16 protein-coding genes are annotated in these 18,058 nt (G+C 70.3%); 9 read left to right on the forward strand and 7 right to left on the reverse strand.

Features of this window, described 5'->3' with window-relative positions; translation table 11 throughout:
• The first annotated feature begins 270 nt into the window (after positions 1 to 270).
• The 5 genes from DFR72_RS25970 (at position 271) to DFR72_RS45695 (ending at position 5,207) form a co-directional block, all read left to right on the forward strand.
• Entirely contained in the window at positions 271 to 2,895 is a 2,625-nt protein-coding gene (locus tag DFR72_RS25970; protein ID WP_090067048.1) for a nitrate- and nitrite sensing domain-containing protein, read from the forward strand.
• Positions 2,892 to 3,311, forward strand: coding sequence for a roadblock/LC7 domain-containing protein (locus DFR72_RS25975; RefSeq protein ID WP_090067049.1), 420 nt, complete (start codon positions 2,892 to 2,894; stop codon positions 3,309 to 3,311). The genes DFR72_RS25970 and DFR72_RS25975 overlap by 4 nt, the downstream gene beginning before the upstream one ends.
• Positions 3,312 to 3,389: 78 nt before the next feature.
• Positions 3,390 to 3,860, forward strand: coding sequence for a DUF742 domain-containing protein (locus DFR72_RS25980; protein ID WP_211335536.1), 471 nt, complete (start codon positions 3,390 to 3,392; stop codon positions 3,858 to 3,860).
• Entirely contained in the window at positions 3,841 to 4,458 is a 618-nt protein-coding gene (locus DFR72_RS45690; protein WP_170176395.1) for a GTP-binding protein, read from the forward strand. Before DFR72_RS25980 ends, DFR72_RS45690 begins: the two co-directional genes overlap by 20 nt.
• A 182-nt stretch (positions 4,459 to 4,640) precedes the next feature.
• On the forward strand, positions 4,641 to 5,207 hold the full coding sequence (locus DFR72_RS45695) for a Uma2 family endonuclease (RefSeq protein ID WP_170176396.1): 567 nt from the start codon (positions 4,641 to 4,643) through the stop codon (positions 5,205 to 5,207).
• 7 nt (positions 5,208 to 5,214) lie between these two features.
• Here the strand turns inward: DFR72_RS45695 and DFR72_RS25990 are convergent, their stop codons facing one another.
• Positions 5,215 to 5,679: a hypothetical protein gene (locus tag DFR72_RS25990; protein WP_090067052.1), complete on the reverse strand. Its 465-nt coding sequence runs from the start codon at positions 5,677 to 5,679 to the stop codon at positions 5,215 to 5,217.
• Between the two features lie 134 nt (positions 5,680 to 5,813).
• On the opposite strand from DFR72_RS25990, the gene DFR72_RS25995 reads away from it, so the two are divergent.
• Positions 5,814 to 6,278, forward strand: a complete 465-nt coding sequence (locus DFR72_RS25995; RefSeq protein ID WP_090067053.1) for a GbsR/MarR family transcriptional regulator — start codon at positions 5,814 to 5,816, stop codon at positions 6,276 to 6,278.
• Between the two features lie 9 nt (positions 6,279 to 6,287).
• Positions 6,288 to 7,391, forward strand: coding sequence for an ankyrin repeat domain-containing protein (locus DFR72_RS26000; RefSeq protein WP_090067054.1), 1,104 nt, complete (start codon positions 6,288 to 6,290; stop codon positions 7,389 to 7,391).
• Here DFR72_RS26000 and DFR72_RS26005 read toward each other — a convergent pair.
• The 3 genes from DFR72_RS26005 to DFR72_RS26015 all read right to left on the reverse strand — a co-directional run bounded on the left by DFR72_RS26005 (position 7,370) and on the right by DFR72_RS26015 (position 10,046).
• Positions 7,370 to 8,287: a COX15/CtaA family protein gene (locus DFR72_RS26005; protein WP_177224577.1), complete on the reverse strand. Its 918-nt coding sequence runs from the start codon at positions 8,285 to 8,287 to the stop codon at positions 7,370 to 7,372. The two genes, DFR72_RS26000 and DFR72_RS26005, sit on opposite strands and share 22 nt — an antisense overlap.
• A gap of 98 nt (positions 8,288 to 8,385) precedes the next feature.
• Positions 8,386 to 9,144: an ABC transporter permease gene (locus DFR72_RS26010; protein WP_425459916.1), complete on the reverse strand. Its 759-nt coding sequence runs from the start codon at positions 9,142 to 9,144 to the stop codon at positions 8,386 to 8,388.
• Positions 9,141 to 10,046, reverse strand: coding sequence for an ABC transporter ATP-binding protein (locus DFR72_RS26015; RefSeq protein WP_425459918.1), 906 nt, complete (start codon positions 10,044 to 10,046; stop codon positions 9,141 to 9,143). Before DFR72_RS26015 ends, DFR72_RS26010 begins: the two co-directional genes overlap by 4 nt.
• A gap of 201 nt (positions 10,047 to 10,247) precedes the next feature.
• On the opposite strand from DFR72_RS26015, the gene DFR72_RS26020 reads away from it, so the two are divergent.
• Entirely contained in the window at positions 10,248 to 10,823 is a 576-nt protein-coding gene (locus DFR72_RS26020; protein WP_245983509.1) for a DUF998 domain-containing protein, read from the forward strand.
• Positions 10,820 to 12,805 (forward strand): glycosyltransferase, encoded by a 1,986-nt coding sequence (locus DFR72_RS26025; protein WP_090067056.1) that lies wholly within the window; start codon positions 10,820 to 10,822, stop codon positions 12,803 to 12,805. Before DFR72_RS26020 ends, DFR72_RS26025 begins: the two co-directional genes overlap by 4 nt.
• 60 nt (positions 12,806 to 12,865) lie before the next feature.
• Here the strand turns inward: DFR72_RS26025 and DFR72_RS26030 are convergent, their stop codons facing one another.
• From DFR72_RS26030 to DFR72_RS26040, 3 genes are all read right to left on the reverse strand, one after another.
• Positions 12,866 to 13,708, reverse strand: a complete 843-nt coding sequence (locus DFR72_RS26030; RefSeq protein ID WP_090067057.1) for an oxidoreductase — start codon at positions 13,706 to 13,708, stop codon at positions 12,866 to 12,868.
• Positions 13,709 to 13,803: 95 nt separating this feature from the next.
• A complete protein-coding gene (locus DFR72_RS26035; protein ID WP_090067058.1) occupies positions 13,804 to 14,340 on the reverse strand; it encodes a TetR/AcrR family transcriptional regulator in 537 nt (178 codons plus the stop codon).
• Entirely contained in the window at positions 14,337 to 17,984 is a 3,648-nt protein-coding gene (locus DFR72_RS26040; RefSeq protein ID WP_090067059.1) for a patatin-like protein, read from the reverse strand. The genes DFR72_RS26035 and DFR72_RS26040 overlap by 4 nt, the downstream gene beginning before the upstream one ends.
• Positions 17,985 to 18,058: the final 74 nt, after the last annotated feature.

Consider the following 18,058-nt stretch of genomic DNA (forward strand, 5'->3'; position numbering starts at 1 on the left):
GGGGTGGGGAGGCGCAAGCGTAACCACGCGTGGCGTTGAGTCAATCCCCGAAACCCGCAGGACCACCCCAAAAGGTCCAGCGTCACCCTGGGTGATCGATCGTGCACGCCCTAGGTCGTTGTCGCGTCACGCTGTCTGGCCTACTATCCGCTCACACCCGATACGGCTGACGGAGATATCGAGCTGCGGGGGACATCGACTCGCGGGGATTCACCAGGCCAGGAGGTAGCCGATAGTGGGGCACTTCGAACGCGCCTTGGGGATCATTTCGTGAATGTCGAGTGGAGAAAGATCAGCGACTGGCGCAACTGGCGCCTGCCCGTCAAGCTCGGCGTCGTGCTGCTCGTCCCGGTGGCGGTGGCCGTCGGCGCGGGCGCACTGCAGATCTCCGGTTACGTCGACCGGTCGAACAACTACGTGCAGATGCAGGGCCTGGTGCGGCTGAGGGCGGATCTCGCGCCTTTGATCTCCAGCGTCCAGCAGGAACGCACGCTCGCCGCGCAGAGCACCACCAGCGGGTCCGGCGTCGGCGCCTACCAGAACCAGATCAGCGCCACCGACAACGCCGCCTCGACCGTGCGCCGCCGGATCGACCGCACCGACGGCGTCAGCGACGTCTCCCGCCAGCGCTTCGCCGAGGTCGGCGGTCAGCTGGAGACGCTCAAGAACCTGCGGGAGAAGGTCGCGCAGGGCGGCGACGGCGGCGACCCGTCCGGCGGCACCTACGGCTACACCGCGATCATCAAGTCGTTGCTGGACTTCGAGCAGGCGCTCGTCGGCCAGTTCAACGACAACGCCATCACGGGCACAGCGACGGCGCTGCACAACATGGTCATCGCGCAGGAGCAGGTCTCGCTGCAGCACGCGTTCGTGCTGGCCGGGATCGGCCGCGGCAAGCTCCTCGCGCCCGAGATCCGCGCCCTGGAGCAGTCCGACATCCGCCTGCAGGACCGCCTGAACGACTTCCAGGCCATCGGCACCACCGAACAGCGCCGCATCTACGACCAGACCGTGACCGGCGCCGCCGTCGCGAACCGCTCCGCCCTCGTGGAACGCGCGCTCACCCAGCCCGAGGGCACCCCGCCGCCCCCGACGCGTCCCGGCCAGCCCAAGCCGCCGCAGGAGTTCGGCATCGCCGTCGAGGACTGGAACAAGTCCTCCGGCACCACCGCGCGCCTGATGGAGCAGGTCGTCCGCGAACTGCAGGACGAGCTCGCGAACACCGCCGGCGCCCTGCAGGACGACACGTCCAACAAGGCGGGTGCCGCCGCGGTCATCCTGCTCGCGATGCTGCTCATCGCCGGCACGCTCGGCTTCGTCATCGGCCGCTACCTGCTGCGTTCGCTCTCCGAGCTGCGCCGCTCCGCCCTCGACGTGGCGCACCACCACCTCCCCGAGGTCGTCGCCGCGATCCGCGCCGACCGCAAGCCCGACACCGAGATCGAACCGGTGCCCGTGCACACCAGCGAGGAGTTCGGCCAGCTGGCCCGCGCGTTCGACGCCGTGCACGAGCAGGCCATCCGAGGCGCGGTCGAGCAGTCGTCGCTGCGGTCGGGCATGAAGAACATCTTCGTCAACCTGTCGCGCCGCTCGCAGGGCCTCGTCGAGCGCCAGCTCAAGCTCATGGAGGAGCTGGAGCGCCACGAGGAGAACCCCGAGCAGCTCGCGAACCTGTTCAAGCTCGACCACCTCGCGACGCGCATGCGCCGCAACAACGAGAACCTGATGGTGCTGTCCGGCACCGACGTCGCCCGCCGGTTCCACCAGCCCGTCCCGCTCGCGGACGTGCTGCGCGCCGCCGCGTCCGAGATCGAGCACTACCAGCGGGTCGTCGTGAAGTCGACGCCGTCGGTCGAGATCGTCGGCTACGCGGCCAGCGACCTCGTGCGCCTCGTCGCGGAGCTGCTGGACAACGCCACCGCGTTCTCCGCGCCCACCACCCAGGTCATGATCGGCTCCCGGATCGACCAGCAGGGAGCCGTGCTCGTCGAGGTCGCCGACCAGGGCATCGGCATGGGCCCGGCAGAGCTGACCGAGGCCAACGAGCGGCTCTCGACCGGCGCCGAGGAGGACGTGCCCGTCTCGCGTCAGATGGGCCTGTTCGTCGTCGGCAGGCTCGCGGGCCGCCACGGCATCACCGTCCGGCTGCGCGGCGCGGGAGAGGGCCGTGAAGGCCTGCGCGCGTTCGTCCTCGTGCCCGCGGAGCTGGTGCGCACGCACGCGGAGGCCCCGGCGCCGTCCCAGCCGCGGCACGCCGCGCTGCCCCAGCCGAAGCCCGCCCTCCCCAAGCAGCCGCACGTCGTCGTGAAGACGCCGAACCTGGCGCCGCCACCCGCACCCGCGCCGGCCATCGACAGCCCGCGCGAGTCCGCCGAGTGGTCGTCGTTCCGCGGCGCCGCGATCGACGAGTCGCTGCCCCAGCGCACACCCCGGCCCGCTTCGGCACAGCACAACGGTGTGCCGCCCGAGTCACCGAGTGAGACGACGTCGTCCTGGTTCAGGGGCGGCCTGGTTTCGGGCGAACCGGTCAACGGTGATCGTTCGCCGGCGCGGACCAACCCCGGACCCTCACCCGCGTCGTCACCGTCGGTAGTGGCATCCTGGTTCGGCAAGAAGCCCGGGGGGACGGTCTGGGAACAGGCCGGGGACCCCGCCACCGACGCAGGGGAGACCGATGCCGGGTTGCCGAAACGCGCGCCGCGCAAGAACCTGCTCCCCGACCTCGCGGAACAGTCCGAGAACGGCGCACGGCCCGCTGTGAGCCAGAAGCGCGATCCGGAACGGGCGCGAGGCTTTCTCGCCAGCTACCAGACGGGCCTGCGCCAGGCGCCGCTCGGTGGCGGCGGGAATGGCAACGGCCAGGGGAACGGCCAGTACAACGGGGAGAAGGCATGAGCACGCCTCAGTCGCGCCAGGTCGACCAGTTCGGCTGGTTGATCACGAACTTCACCGATCGCGTGGCCGGTGTCGCCCACGCGATCGTGATCTCGGTGGACGGCTTGCTGCTCACCAAGTCGACGGGTCTGCCGCCGGAGCGCGCCGACCAGTTGTCCGCCATCGCGTCGGGCGTCGCGGCCCTCACCATGGCCGCCTCGCGATGCTTCGAAGGTGGCGGAGTGTTGCGCACCGTGATCGAGATGGACTACGGGATCATGCTCCTCATGTCCATTCGAGACGGGTCTTGCCTGGCGGTACTCGCCGCCCCCGACAGCGACGTCGGTCAAGTCGCCTACGAGATGACCGTGGTCGTCGAGCAGGTGGGCCAGATCCTCACCCCCGAACTGCGAGCGCAGCTGCACAGCGTGAGGTGATCCATGAGTTCCTCCCCTGACGCGCATCGACGGCGCAAGCGGGCTGAAACGCCCGCCGAGCAGACGTTCGCCGACCTGATGAACGGGTTCTCCCTGGATTCGGGCCGAAAGCGGGCGCCCACGCCGGACGAGGAGCCCGTGCGGGAAGCGACTCCCGTTGTACCGCAAGAAGATGTGAGGGCCTTCGAGTCCTCCTTCCAGGAGGCTCAGGACGCCTCGATCGTTCGTGCATATGCCTGGACGGGTGGGCGCACTCGGTCGAACATCGACCTCGAGATCGAGACACTTGTCTCCGCCAATGATCAGAGTCGGCAGTCTGCAGGTATCTTGCAGGCTGAGCACCAACGCGTCGTCGAGCTGTGCCTCTCACCGCGATCCGTCGCGGAAGTGGCCGCACTGATGCGCCTCCCGCTGGGAGTCGTGAAGGTGTTGCTCGGTGACATGGCGGAACGAGGCCTGGTGGACGTGCACCAGACCGCTTCCGCAGGCGGTGACACGCCGGACCTCGGGTTGATGGAGAGAGTGCTTAGTGGACTACGTCGGCTCTAGATTTCCCGAATTCGGCCCTCCTGGGCCACCCGGTCGGGAGCTGACCTCGGCCAAGATCGTCGTCGCCGGTGGCTTCGGCGTGGGCAAGAGCACCTTCATCAGGTCCATCGTGGAGAACGATCTCCTGACGATGAATGCACTCCCGCCGGAACGCGCGGGCGCCGTGACGGAACTGGTGCGCATCCAGTTCGGCCGCGTGTGGCTCGACCCGGGCCTCGCCCTGCACCTCTTCGTGGCACCGCAGTGGCAGGACCCGCGCGCGGGCTGGGGCGACGTGGTGCGCGGCGCCGTGGGTGCCGTGGTGCTCTTCGACGTCATGCGCCCCGCGGACTCCGTGGACGCGATGCGGTACTTCGAGGACCACCGGATCCCCTACGTGCTCGCGTTGAACAACGTGCACTCCTCGGTCCGGTCGGACGTGAAGGCCATCATCCGCGGAATGGGCATTTCGCCCGACGTGCCGGTGGTGAACTGCGATCCCCGCGTGCGGCTCTCCGTGCGGGAGACGCTGATCTCGCTGACCGAGCACGCGAAGCTGGACCGGTGGCGCCGGCGGGCGGGGCCGGACGAGACGACTCCGCTCGCGCCTGTCTGCTGACTTGGGGTTTCTCCAAGCGCTCACACGTTCTGGTTGATCGGTCTGAGCAACTGGCGTTGGAAGGCCTCTGCCTTCTAGCGTCGGTTCTCGTGGTTCGTCGTTGCTGTGGCGATGGCGGGCGCACGTGCCACACTGAAACTGTGGGTCGACCGGAGTCAGAGAGCCAGTCAAGGGGTGAGGCATTGACCACCGCGCGGCGTCTGGACGGCTACACGCTGGACGACTGGGAGAGCCTTGACCCCCAAGAGGGCCGTCGCATCGAGTTGGTCGACGGGCGGTTCGTCGTGACCCCCGCTCCAGCGGCCAAACACCAGCGAGTCGGCGACAGGCTTGCGCGAATCCTCGACGACGCCGTCGCCTCAGCGGGTATGGAGGCGCTGACTGCCATCGGCGTCAGGGTCGGCGAGCACTTCGGCTACATCCCGGACGTGGTGGTGACGACCGAGCGGGTCGAGACCGTGTCCGTTGACGTCGCGAACGTCGCCCTGGTGGTCGAGATCGTCAGCCCGTCCACCAAGAAGAGCGACCGGCTGGAGAAGCCCGCCGCTCTCGCCGCTGCCGGCGTGCCCGCCTACTGGCGTGTCGAGCTCGACGTCGCGGACGGGCCGGTCATCTACTGCCACCGGCTGAACGGCGGTGTGTACTCCGACGTCGTGACGCTGGCACCGGGCAATCAGGAGCCCGTGCTCGTCGCAGGCACGATCTCTGTCACCTTCGATCCAGCCGATCTCCACAAGCCTCGTCGCTGAGCGAGGCTCAAGGCCGCAGATCGGCCAACTGCCGCATGTGCACCGGAACGTGGTTCTCGGCCAGACCGTTGACGAGAGCACCGAGCGCGACCGGCTGGTCCAGCAGGAGCTCGCCGCCGGACATGAGCAACGACGGCACCAGAACCGCGGCGGCCCGATCGCTGAGCTGATCGGCGACGTCGCAGAGGACGGCCGCCTGCTGTCGGACGTGGGTGATCAGGCCGGCCCTGCCGGAGTGCTCGGCGATGATCCGGTCGAGGTTCCAGTGGTCGAGGCTGATCCGGTTGTCGAAGGTGGGGCGTGCGCCGGCCGCGACGCCGAGTGCGACGGCGGCGGTCGCCGCGTCGACGCTGAGGACGTGGGCCAGCACCTGGTCGGCGTTCCAGCCTCCGTCCGCGGCCTCCCCGAGGTCGGGTGCCTCAGCCACGTCGAGGAACTTCTCGTAGGCGCTGCGAAGTGCGGTCGTGTCCATCGGTACGTCCCCCGGTATGAGAAGTAATGTGCAACCGATGGTTGCACTTCCCGACCCCAAACGCAACCGGTTGGTTGCACGTGTTGACAAGATCGCTACGATGATTTCAGTGTCGACCGAAAGGGATCACTGAGATGAGCGTCGGACGCGAGACCCGACTGTCGGCCTGGATCGAGCGGTTCGCGGCCCACTTCGCCGAGGAGGGCATTCCGCTGATCGGCGGCCGCATCCTCGGCTACCTGCTGGTGTGCCAGCCGGTCGAGCGCACCGCGGCCGAGCTCTCGCAGGAGCTCGAGGCCAGCAGCGGGTCGATCAGCACGAACCTGAAGTACCTGGTCAACGTCGGCCTGGTGTCGAAGCGGACGCGGCGTGGGCGGCAGGCGGCCGAGTACCGGATCAACGAGAAGGCCTGGACGGACTTCATCCAGCGCAAGTTCGACGCGATCGCCAGCGTCCAGACGCTCACCGACGACGGCATGCGGTTGCTCAGCGGCGATCCGGAGCGGTCGATGCGGCTGCGGACCGTCGACAACCTCTACGGTTGGCTCTCAGAGGAACTGCCCGCTTTGTGGGAGCGCAGGCCTGCCGCACCGAAGTAGCGTGGTGCCATGTGGCACCCGTTTCGCGATGACGTCGAGTACTACGAGGAGCGGGCCCGGGGTCTGCTCGCCTCCGCGTGGGACGGCGTGCCGGGTGCGCTGGAGGTCTTCGACGACGTTCCGCTGACGGACGAGGGCGCGCACATGGTGCTCGCCAGGGCCCACGGGTGCGAGGACTGGAAGGCGCTCAAGGCCAACATCCGCAAGCCGCGGCCGTTCGCCCGCGCCTACCAGGCCATCGAGATGCAGGACGCCGGCGAGCTCAAGGCGATCATCACCCGCGACCCGTGGCTCGTGAAGGCCAGTGGCACCAACGGGAACGACCTGCTCGGCCTCGCGGCGGCGAAGTGCGACGAACGCCTCGTCGAGGTGTTGCTCAACGCCGGCGCGGACATCGACCACCAGAACGTGCACGGCTGGACCGCGCTGCACCAGGCGGCCTACGCGAACCTCCCCGGCCTGGCCCGGTTGCTGCTGGGCAAGGGCGCCCGCACCGACCTGGACGCTCGCGGCGAGGGCGGTACCCCGCTCACCGTCGCGTTGTTCTGGGGCAACAGGGAGACCGCCGAACTGCTGGCACAGCACGGAGTCCACCCGGCGAACCTGCGCACGGCGGCCGGTCTGGGTGAGCTGGACCTGGCGGCCGAACCGGAGTCCAGGCGCGGTTACTACCGCCCGCACAGCGGGTTCCCGCGCTGGTGGCCGACGAACGACCCGCAGGAAGTGCTCGACGAGGCGTTGTCGTGGGCCGCCCGCAACGACCGCACCGAGATCCTGGGCGACCTGCTCAAGCGCGGCGCCAGGATCGACGCGGACGTCTACCGCGGCACGGCGCTCGCGTGGGCGGCCTGGTGCGGGCTGGAGAACGCCACCCGCACGTTGCTCGACCTCGGCGCGAATCCCAACCAGCGCACGACGTTCGGCGGTCCGATGCACGGCGAGGGCGTGACGGCGCTGCACCTCGCGGCCGAACGCGGCCACCTGCCGGTGATCCGGATCCTGCTCGACGCGGGCGCCGACCGGACCATCACCGACGTGAACTTCGAGGCCACGCCCGCGAACTGGGCCGGGCACAACGACCAGGACGAGGCTCAGGCCTTGCTGAGCGCCTGATCCTCGGAAGCGGGCAGCTCGACCTCGTGCGTGCGTTCCCGCGAGGACGTCCAGAGTGCCGCCGTGGCAACGACGACCGCGCCGGCGCCGAGCACGTGGATCGACACGAGCACCTCGGGCACGCCCGTCCAGTACTGGACCATGCCCAGTGCGCCCTGAGCGAGCACGACGCCGACGAGCGTCCAGTAAGTGCGGGTGCGGGTGAAGAACCCGACCGCGATCAGCAGGCCCAGGAACAGGAACAGCAGATCCGCGTGGATCTGCGCGAGCGTCTCGACCTCGACGCCCAGGCGAGGCGTCGACGCGTCACCGGCGTGCGGGCCCGCGGCCGTGACCCAGGTACCCGCGAGCAGCAACGCGCCCAGCACGACGGCCATGACGACCTGGAGCCTCATCAACGGTGCCGGCACCTTCAGCCTGACCGGCCCGTCGCCCTCGGACAGCGAGCTCACGAGCAGCACGGCCATCCACACCAGGCCCATCGAGATCATGAAGTGGATCGACACGGTGTACCAGGCCAGGCCCGTCAGCACCGTGATGCCGCCGACGACGGCCTGCACGGCCACACCGACGAGCTGGACGAGCGAGAGCACGAGCACCCGCCGGCGTCGCGGCAGGTGGAACCACGCCGCCAGCACGCACAGGCCCGCGATGATGCCGACGACACCGGTCAGCGTGCGGTTGCCGAACTCGACCCACTGGTGCAGGGCCGCGACCTCGGGGTGTTCGACCGGGACGACGCTGCCGTCGACGCACTCGGGCCACGTCGGGCAGCCGAGCCCGGAGCCGGTCACGCGGACGATCGACCCGGTGACCGCGATTCCGGCCTGCGCGATGACGACGGCAATCGCGAACGCGCGCTGCCAGGACACGAGGAAGGCGGTCAGCTTCGACACGCCACTGATGGTAGGTCTCGCTGTGCCGACTCCTGGAAGCGGGGACCTGATGTCGTGAGTGTCTTCCGTCGCTGGGGCGACGAAAAACACTCACGACATCAGGTGAGCTTCGTCGTCCGGGTCGCCAACGCACCCGCGACAACGCCCCAGGCCACGAGCACTGCGACCGGGCCCACACCCGGAGCGGTGCCGTGCACCACAGAGGTTTCCAGCGCCTGGGCGAGAGCGGCGGACGGCAGCAGGTGCACGAACCCGACGGGCACCGACAGCGCCACACCGCCGACCATCAGCAGCACGAACCAGATGATGTTCGCCAGGGCCAGCACGACGTCGGCCCGCAGCGAACCGCCCAGCAGCACGCCCAGCGCGCCGAACGTCAGCGTGCCCAGGACGATCAGCAGCACCACCCACGGCAGGCCGCTCAACGGGAAGCGCCAGCCCAGGATCAACGCCGTGACCGCCAGCATCGCGATCTGGAGCGCGACCACGACCAGCGCGCCGCAGACCCGTCCGGCGACGAGCAGCCAGCGGGGCAGGGCCGAGGCCGAAAGCCGCTTCAGCACGCCGTAACGCCGGTCGAAGCCGAGCGCGATGGCCTGCCCGGTGAAGGCGGAGGAGATGATCGCCAGCGCGAAGATCCGCGCGGTGGCGGACCCGACGCGCGGCTCCGGCATCGGGATCACCGACATCAGCGCCAGCGCCACGAGCAACGCCAGCGGGATGATCACCGTGAGCAGGATCTGCTCGCCGTTGCGCAACGTCAGCATCGCCTCGGTGCGCGCGTGCACGAACAGCATGCGGGGCAGCGACCCGCGGCCGGGCGAGGGCTTGAACGTGCCGGGAGCGAAGGTGGTCACGAGCGCAGCTCCCTGCCGGTCAGCTCCAGGAAAACGTCTTCGAGGCTGCGCTTGGCCACCGTGAGTTCCTCGGCCAGCACACCCTGCTGGGCGCACCACGACGTGACGGTCGAGACGACCTGGGGGTCGATCAGACCCTCCACGACGTACGCGCCCCGCGTCACCTCGCGCACCTTCAACCCCTCGGGCAGTGCGGCGGACAGCAACGTGGTGTCGAGACCGGGCCGGGCGCGGAACCGGAGCTGCTGGTCGTCCGGCCGGTTCGCGGTGAGCTCGGCGGGGGAGCCCTGCGCGACCACGCGGCCCTCGTCGATGATCACGACGTCGTCGGCCAGCGACTCGGCCTCGTCCATGAGGTGCGTCGTCAGGAGGACGGACACGCCGTCGTCCTTGAGCGCCGCGACCAGGTCCCACACCAGACGGCGTGCCTGCGGGTCCATGCCCGCGGTCGGCTCGTCCAGGAACACGAGCTCGGGGCGGCCGATCAGCGCGCACGCGAGCGAAAGCCGTTGCTGCTGGCCGCCGGAGAGCCTCTTGTACGGGGTGCGCACCGCGCCACCGAGCCCGAGGACGTCGATCAGCCACTTCGGGTCGAGCGGGTTCTTCGCGCAGGCGGCCACGAGGTTCAGCATCTCCTCGGCGCGGATGCCGGGGTACCCGCCACCGCCCTGCGGCATCACGCCGATGCGGGGCCGCAGCGCCTCGGTGCCGGCCGGGAGTCCGAGCACGCGCACCGAACCGTCGTCTGCCTTGCGGAAACCCTCGCAGATCTCGACGGTCGTCGTCTTGCCGGCGCCGTTGGGCCCGAGCAGGGCGAGAACGGTGCCGGGCTGCTGAACGAGATCGAGGCCGTCGACGGCGGTCTTCGAGCCGTACCTCTTGACCAGCCCCGACACTTCCACCGCAGGCTGGGGATTCGGGCTCACGAGCACGCAGCCTAGGCGGTCGGGACGATCCGCACGCAGCTGGGTCATTCGGCCTATTCCTGAAGCAGAGCTGAAAAAGGTGGGGCTAGCCCTACCCCGGCGACTCAGGGACACCTCAGGGTTCGCTCGGGGGAGTTCCCCATTGGTTGATCACGGCTTTCCCAAGAGACTTTTCCCGTGATCGAAGCGGGGGAGAAAAGACGGGGACTGGTGGTCGGGGGTCTGGTGTTCTCACTGGTCCCGATTTTCTACCTGCATGTGATGTCGGCGGGTCAGCTCAACCCGGTCACGGACGTGATCAGCGACTACGTGTTCGTGGACAACGGCACGGGCTGGCTCGCGGCGACGTCTCTCAGCCTCGCGGCCGTCTCGGCTTTGCTGGCCGTTCACCTGCGAGGTGTAGGCAGGTCAGCGCAGTGGCTGATCGGCGTGTGGTCGGCAGGCCTGACCGTGTCGACGATCTTCCCGACCGATCCGACGGGGGCACCGACGTCCACGTCGGGCTACATCCACCGGTACGCCGGCGCGGTCATGTTCATGGCGTTGCCCGCGGCCGGTGTGCTCATCGCCCGCAAATTTCCGGCCCTGCTCGGTGTCGCAATAACGGCGAGCGTCTCCAGTGCGGCTTTTTTGGTCAGCCACGTTTCCTTCGCCGGTTTCGAGGCGCGCGGACTCACGGAACGCGTTTTGTTCGCATCACTTTACGGACTCCTTTTCGCCATCGCGGCACTACAGGTGAGGCGCACCTCATGACCATGCTCGCCATCACGCTCGCCGTGTTCGGTGCCGTGTGCTTCGCCCTCGCGGCCCGCCTGCAGCACGACGCGATCGCCGCGACCGGAGCCCGCGCCAGCGTCCTGCGGCAGCCCCGGTGGCTCGGCGGGCTCGCGTTGCTCGTCGCCGGTGCCGGGGTGCACGCCGCCGCGCTGGGCATGGCGCCGCTGACGGTCGTGCAGCCGATCGGTGTGCTCGCGATCGGCATGACCGCGTTGATGGATCGCCGTTTCCGCGAGCTGCCGGCGATCCTGCTCACGACCGTGGGTGTCGGTGCGTTCGTGTTGCTCGCCTCGGGCAGTGCGACCGCGACCAAGGTCGTGCCGGACATCGAACTCACCGCAGGACTAGTGGTTCTCGGTCTCATCGCGGTGCCGGGCGTGATCGCAGCCCTTACGGCGAACGCACGCGTTCGCGCCGTGGCGTTCGCATCAGCCGGTGGCGTCGCATACGCCTACGTGTCCGTGTTGATGCGCGCGGTCTCCCAGTCCGTGCAGCAAGGCGGTTTCGGGCTCTCCCACCTCGCGTCCGTGCTCGGCATCGCCCTCTCGCTCGCCGTCGGCGGCTGGCTGGTCCAGCACGCCTACGCCGGCGGGCCCCCTCATCTCGCTGTTGCCTGCCTGACCGTGGTGGACCCGCTGGTCGCGGTCGGCCTCGGCGCCTTCCTGCTCGGCGAGGCCGCGCACCTGTCCCCTGTGACAGGTGTCGCGCTGTTCGCCTGCGCTCTCGCCGCCGTTTGCGGCGTGTTCGCACTTGCTCGTCAACCTCGTGAAAACATCCGAACGGAGCTCCTCGTGAACACCTCCAGCGCGCTTCGCGTCGTCATCGCCGCCGACACGTTCCCGCCGGACGTCAACGGTGCCGCGCGCTTCGCGCAGCGCCTGGCGGTCGGCCTCGCCGAGAACGGCCACGACGTCCACGTGATCGCCCCGGACTCACCCAGGGCCACGGAGATCCCCGGTGTCACGGTCCACCGGCTGCGGTCGCACCGGCTGCCGTTCTACCCGGACTTCCGCTTCTGCCTGCCGTGGCAGGCCTCTCGCGAGGCCGACGAGCTGGTCAAGTCGCTCAAGCCGGACGTCGTGCACGTGCAGGCGCACTTCGTGGTGGGCCGGTTCGTCCTGAACTCCGCGGTGGCCCAGGGCATCCCGACGCTGGCGACCAACCACTTCATGCCGGAGAACCTGTTCAGCCACGCCCACGTGCCGGCGTTCCTGCAGGGCATGGCCCGCAAGTTCGCCTACCGCGACCTGGCCCGCGTCTTCGGCCGCGCCGACGTGGTGACCGCGCCGACCCCGCGCGCCGTGCAGCTGTTGCACGACAGCGGTTTCCCGGCGGCCGCGGTGCCCGTGTCGTGCGGCATCGACATCGCCCGCTACCAGCGTTCCGTGACGCACAACGACCGCCCGACCGCGTTGTTCGTGGGCCGCCTGGACGAGGAGAAGCGCGTCGACGAGTTCCTGCGCGCCCTGGCCCGCGTCCCCGGCGCGTTCGGCGAGATCGTCGGCGACGGCACGTGCAAGGCGGAGTGGGAACTCCTGGCCCGCGACCTGGAGATCACCGACCGCGTGCGCTTCCACGGCTTCGTCTCCGAGGACGACCTGCTCGACGCCTACGCCCGCTGCGACCTGTTCGTCATGCCCGGCGTCGCGGAGCTGCAGAGCCTCGCCACGATGGAGGCGATGGCGGCGGGCAAGCCGGTGATCGCCGCGAACGCCATGGCGCTGCCGCACCTCGTGCACTCCGGCCGCAACGGCTGGCTGTTCGAGCCGGGCGACGTGAACCAGCTGGCGCAGCGCCTGCACACCCTCGTGCACGACGCGCCGATGCGGGCGCGGATGGGCGCGGCCAGCAGCGAGATCATCTCGCACCACGCCCTCGCCACGACGCTGGAGCGCTTCGAGGCGCTGTACGCGCGGGCGATGGGTCAGACCGTGCCGGTCATCGCACTGGCGGCCTGAGCGTCCTGGGAGTCGGCGCTCACCGGCCCGGTCGCGCGACGCGGCCGGGCCGAAGCCGTGTCAGTCCTCGTCCGCGGGGAAGTCGGCGGACGCGCTGACCGCGGCCCACTTCTGGGTCTCGGCGGTGCGCCGGGCCTCCGCCGCCAGCACCGTCTCGACCGCGGCGGCACCCAGCACGAGGCGGCGCGGCGGCTCGTCCGAGGCGACGACGTCGAGGATCACCCGCGCCGCGCGGGCGGGGTCGCCGGGCTGCCTGCCGTCGGTCTCGTCGCGGAAGCGGTTGATCGCCCCGACGGTCTCCTCGTAGTCGGGGCCGACCTGGTGGCGGACCATCGACGAACCCTGCCAGTCGGTGCGGAACGCTCCCGGCTCCACGATCACGACCCGCACGCCGAAGGGCGCCACCTCGTTCGCCAGCACCTCGGAGAAGCCCTCCACCGCGAACTTCGCGGTCTGGTACGCGCCCATTCCCGGCGTGCCGCCCGCGCGGCCGCCGACGGACGAGAACTGCAGGAAGGTTCCGGACCGCTGGCGGCGCAGCACCGGCAGCGCCGCGCGGGTCACGTTCACGACGCCGAACAGGTTCGCCTCCACCTGGGCGCGGAAGTCGGCCTCGGACATCTCCTCGATGGGCGCGCTGTTGGCGTAGCCGGCGTTGTTGACGACCACGTCGAGCGAGCCGAAGGCCTCGACGGTCCGCTCGACCGCCCGGCGGGCCGCGTCCGCGTCGGTCACGTCCAGCGCGACCGCGCGCACCTGGTCGCCGTACCGCGCCACCAGGTCCTCGAGCTGTTCGGGTCGCCGTGCGGTCGCGACGACCCGGTCACCCGCCTCGGCGGCGGCCTCGGCCAGCCTGCGCCCGAAACCCCGTGACGCCCCGGTGATGAGCCACGTCCTCGACATCGTCTGCTCCGATCTAAGTGTCACTTTCTATGACACTTATGACGCTGGAGGCAGCGCGAAAATGCCCGGGACGGGCATGGCCCTCGTCACAGGGTTCAGGCGCCCACGCCGTGCAGGAACGTCTCGACCACGAGCGCGGCGGCGGGACCGGGCTCGAGCGCGGGCATCTCCTGCGCGACCGTGTGCAGCTGGGTCTGCAACGTCCGCAACGACCACCCGGCGGGCAACCCGGCCGCGATGACCCCCGCCTGTTCGGCACGGCGCAGGAACTCGTCCATCCGCGCGTCCAGCTCCTCACGCCGCTGACCGATCGCCGGGTCGGCCACGGCGCGGATGTCGACGGGCCAGTCGCGGCTGAGCCGGATGCCGCCCTCGGCGAACGCGAGCAGCGCGTCGCGGACCGGCCGGTCGTCGGCGAAGGTCGCGTCGATCAACGACTCGAGCTCGTCGAGCCGGGCGCGGTAGACCGCCAGCAGCAGGTCCTCGCGCGAGTCGAAGCGCCGGTAGACGGTCCGCTTGTCCACGCCCGCCGCTTCGGCGACGTCAGCGATCCGCGCGAGGGGGTCCGCCGCGAACACCCGTGCGGCCGCGCGCAGCACCGCCTGGATGTTGCGCGTCGCGTCGGCCCTCATCGGAGCTTCGCCTCGATCCGTTGCGCCACAGCCAGTCCGGCGTGGGAGAGCGTGAGCTCGGAGGGGTGCTCGCCGTCTCCATGGATGAGGAACCGGTACAGCGAGGCGTGGCCCTCCAGCCGTTCGCGCAACGTCGCCGCGACGTCACAACCGGGCGGGTAGAGCGCCGGCACGGCCTCGTCGACGAGCTGGTCGCGCAGCCGGCGGCGTTCGATGCGGGGCACGTACCAGGGTGTGATCAGCAGCAGCGTCAGGCCGAACGCCAGCGCAGTGCCGATCACCGCCTGCCAGCCCCAGCCGCGCGGCCCGATGACCAGCAGCACGTCGGCGACCACGAGGTAGCCGAGGCCGTAGACCACGGCCCACCCGGCGGTCGCGGCGGCGGGAGGCTCGGCGCGTTCCGTGCCCCACACACCCTCGACGCGGCGCCAGCGCTGCAACGACTTGCCGCCCGTCAACGCCATCCGGACACCGAACGCTCCACAAAGGATCGAAGCGGGAATCACCAGCCACGGCTTGGCGTGCAGCTCGAACTGCCACACCGACCAGACCATCCCCGCCACCAGCAGGACCACCGCCGCCTGCTTCCAGCGCCGCCTGATGATCCGCCACGGCCGGAAGTCGGCCAGCACGGCGAGCGGTGTGCGGATCGGGGAGGGCAGCGAGCCGAGCACGAGCAGCGCGGCGACGACGAACGCGACACCGGCCACCGTGATCGTGCCCGTCGTGATCTCCGCCGTGTCGTCGGGCAGTCTCTCGACGGCTATGGCCACCAACGGGATCACCGGTGACAGCAGCACCAGGCCGTGCAGCATCGTGCCGCTGCGCAGTGCCGCGTAACCGAAGGCGCCGAGCAGGCCGGCCGCGCCGAGCGCCGCACCGGGACCGGCGGCCCACGCCGGCAGCATGCCGAACAACGCCATGACGACCAGCGCGCCGCCGACCGCGAGCCCCAGCAGACCCAGGAACTGCGCGAGCCTGCCGCCGCGGGTCAGGCCGGTGATCGTCCAGTACGGGAGCAGGGCGGCACCGCGCAGCACCCGCGTCACGGGCCTGACCGCGGCGAGCCCGGAGCGTTCGGAGTCGGCGACCGTGACCGCCACGGCGGCGGCGGTCGCGGCCGTGCGGATCATCTGGTCCGACGCCGCCTCCTGGGTCAGCGGCTCACGGCCGATGCCCGCGCGGTCGAAGGCGTTCAACGCCGACATGCCCAGCGTGACCGTGTGCTCCTGCTGATATTCGAGGCGCCGCAACAGGTCCGCGTGCTCCTCCAGGAACAGCTCGCCCCGCGAACGCTTGTCCGCGCCGTCACCGCGGTCGGCGATGATCGCGGCCCGCAGCCGGGGGAGCTCCTCGCAGATGATCCGCCAGTGCAGGCCCCACGCGGCGAGCTCGGCGAGCTTCATCGACGACGGCGACAGCTCGTTCCCGGTCTCGTAGATGCCCGCGAGCTCCTTCTTGGCCTCCTCGGCGCACACGGCGACCTGCACCGGCAGCTCCAGGCCGAACATCGCCGTGACGACCTGGTCGACGACGGCCTGCGCGCGTTCCTCCGCGGTGCGCCGGTCATCGGCCGGCCGGCCCAGCAGGTCCATGCGCCGCAACCGCCGCGGGTCGAACAGCACGCGGCACAGCATCGTGGCGCCGTCCAGCCGGCCCCAGATCCAGTCGTTGACCCGCCACGAACGCTTGAGGAACCCGGAGAACCGCGACAGCGAGGCGCCACCGGCCTTGTCCTCGGCCGTGAGCGACTGCTTCGCGAACGCGTTGCGCGTCTGCAGCGACACCTGCACCAGTTCGACCGGGGTGTCCATCCCGGTCGAGGCGTCGTCGGACAGGCACGTGCCGGCGATCTCCAGCGCCAGCAGGCGACTCAGCCACCGCTCGCCGTCGCCGAGGCCCGCCTCGGACGCCACCGCCGGGGCGTCGAGCAGCGCGTGCCAGCAGACCAGCCCGCCGAGCTTCAGCCGGTGCTCGTCGAGCGAGGTGACCACCTGCTGCACCGCGCCGACGACCCGGCCGATCTCGGCCACCTGCGCCCTGACCTCCAGGCCGAGGTGCCCGTCGATCATGTGCTCGTGGTAGCTCGCGAGCCGGCCGGTCCAATAGGTCTCGCCGACCGAGTCCGACGGCTTCCAGTCGAACAGCTCCTCCCGCAGCCTGCGCAGCTCCGCGCGGACCCGGTGGAGTTCGCGGCGGGCCGTGGTGACCTCGGCGGCCTGCGCCTCGGGCACCACCCACACGAGCCGCTTGAGCAGGTCGAGCGCCGACGCCCCGAGGCGTTCGGCCATCGTGATGCCCCACTCCCAGCCCACGTCCTCGCGGCACACGACCCCCGGCAGCCGCACGCCCGGCACGTACGGCAGGACGCCGTGCAGCTCCTTCCACTTGCGCTGCGCGGTCTCCGCGGCCCGGCGCGCCCGTTCGAACGACCAGTTCGCCGGATTCCCGCCTGCCAGCGCGAACTGCTGCGCCGTCACCTGCCGTGCCGCGAGCCGGATCTCGACGTCCTCGTAGTGGCCGAAGAGCTTGTCCGCCAACGAGTACACCTCGCTGACGACGTCCTCACCGCCCGCGTGCAGCCGTTCCAGCAACGCCATCCGGCCGCCCCTGCTGCCGGCGGCGCGCCGGTTGTGCTCCTCGATCTTCTCGACGTAGGTCCGGCCGGCCTGGCTGGACATCGCGCCCAGCAGCTTGCCGCCGGACCCGACCGTCGTCAGTCCCTTGTCGAACGTGTCGGCCACCGGCTCGGAACCCAGCGGCTCGGCGTGCGGGAAGACCAGCAGCATCACCCGCCGCACCGGCCCGTCCGCCGGCATCCGGTCGATGGCCTCGAGGGCCTCCTTCGTCGGCGTGTTCACGAGAACACCGCCGTCGACGGCGAACCTGCTGCGGTCGCCGCCGTTCGCCCAGCTGGCGACGTCCGCCATGTCCGGGCGGTCCGGCGTGGCCTGGCCGCCGACCGGGATGAAGCTCGGCTCGAACGCGAAGGGGAAGCTGGCGCTCGACCGCGCGGCCAGCGCGAGCTGCAGCACGCGGTCGTTCAGCGTCGCGGCCGCGAAGTCGTCCCTGGTCTCCTCGCTGACCCAGTTGTAGGGGTCGCGGCGGAACGAGAACGAGCCCTGGTGCACCGACTGCGTCAGCGGCTGGCCCAGGTCGTCGTAGGTCACCTCCGGGACGCCGCCGAGCAGCGTGGTGGTGATGCGCAGGTCGATCGGGCGCTCGTCGGGCTCGGTCGGGTCGAAGTCCGCGGTGAGCCTGGCCAGCGCCTCCTGCAGCCGGGGCAGGAAGAACTCGTCGCCCTTGAGCAGCGAGCCCGGCTGGCCGCGGAACGGTGTGCGCAGCAGCTGTTCCATCCGCCCCTGCTCGGCCCAGAGGTCGCGCAGCCTCGTCAGGTCGGCCTGCTTGTTGACCTGCGACAACGCGAGCGCGGCGCCGTTGATGCCGCCCGCGGACGTGCCCGCGATGACGTCCGCTCTCGCCCTGCAGCCGACCAGGTCCAGCAGCGGCTGGTACACCGATCCCTGCCTGGTCAGGCGGTCGAGCTCCAGCACGACGCCGCCCATCCAGACGGCGAGGCTCACACCGCCGTTGAGCACGACGGCGAACCGGACCTCTTCCCGCGACATGGGTTGTTCGGACATGCCACGTCACCCCCTCCGGCGAAGATCTTCCCCTGCTGGTGACTCGTCCGCCGGAGGTTCGGGGTTACCGGCCC

The sequence above is a fragment of the Lentzea flaviverrucosa genome (assembly GCF_003350445.1).
Classification (GTDB): Bacteria; Actinomycetota; Actinomycetes; order Mycobacteriales; family Pseudonocardiaceae; genus Lentzea; species Lentzea californiensis.

Bases quoted from the DNA above. Each gene is read 5' to 3' on its own strand.
- DFR72_RS25975 (WP_090067049.1), top strand. From the start codon at position 2,892: ATGAGCACGCCTCAGTCGCGCCAGGTCGACCAGTTCGGCTGGTTGATC.
- DFR72_RS25980 (WP_211335536.1), top strand. From the start codon at position 3,390: ATGAACGGGTTCTCCCTGGATTCGGGCCGAAAGCGGGCGCCCACGCCG.
- DFR72_RS25990 (WP_090067052.1), bottom strand. From the start codon at position 5,679: ATGGACACGACCGCACTTCGCAGCGCCTACGAGAAGTTCCTCGACGTG.
- DFR72_RS25995 (WP_090067053.1), top strand. From the start codon at position 5,814: ATGAGCGTCGGACGCGAGACCCGACTGTCGGCCTGGATCGAGCGGTTC.
- DFR72_RS26000 (WP_090067054.1), top strand. From the start codon at position 6,288: ATGTGGCACCCGTTTCGCGATGACGTCGAGTACTACGAGGAGCGGGCC.
- DFR72_RS26025 (WP_090067056.1), top strand. From the start codon at position 10,820: ATGACCATGCTCGCCATCACGCTCGCCGTGTTCGGTGCCGTGTGCTTC.
- DFR72_RS26030 (WP_090067057.1), bottom strand. From the start codon at position 13,708: ATGTCGAGGACGTGGCTCATCACCGGGGCGTCACGGGGTTTCGGGCGC.
- DFR72_RS26035 (WP_090067058.1), bottom strand. From the start codon at position 14,340: ATGAGGGCCGACGCGACGCGCAACATCCAGGCGGTGCTGCGCGCGGCC.
- DFR72_RS26040 (WP_090067059.1), bottom strand. From the start codon at position 17,984: ATGTCCGAACAACCCATGTCGCGGGAAGAGGTCCGGTTCGCCGTCGTG.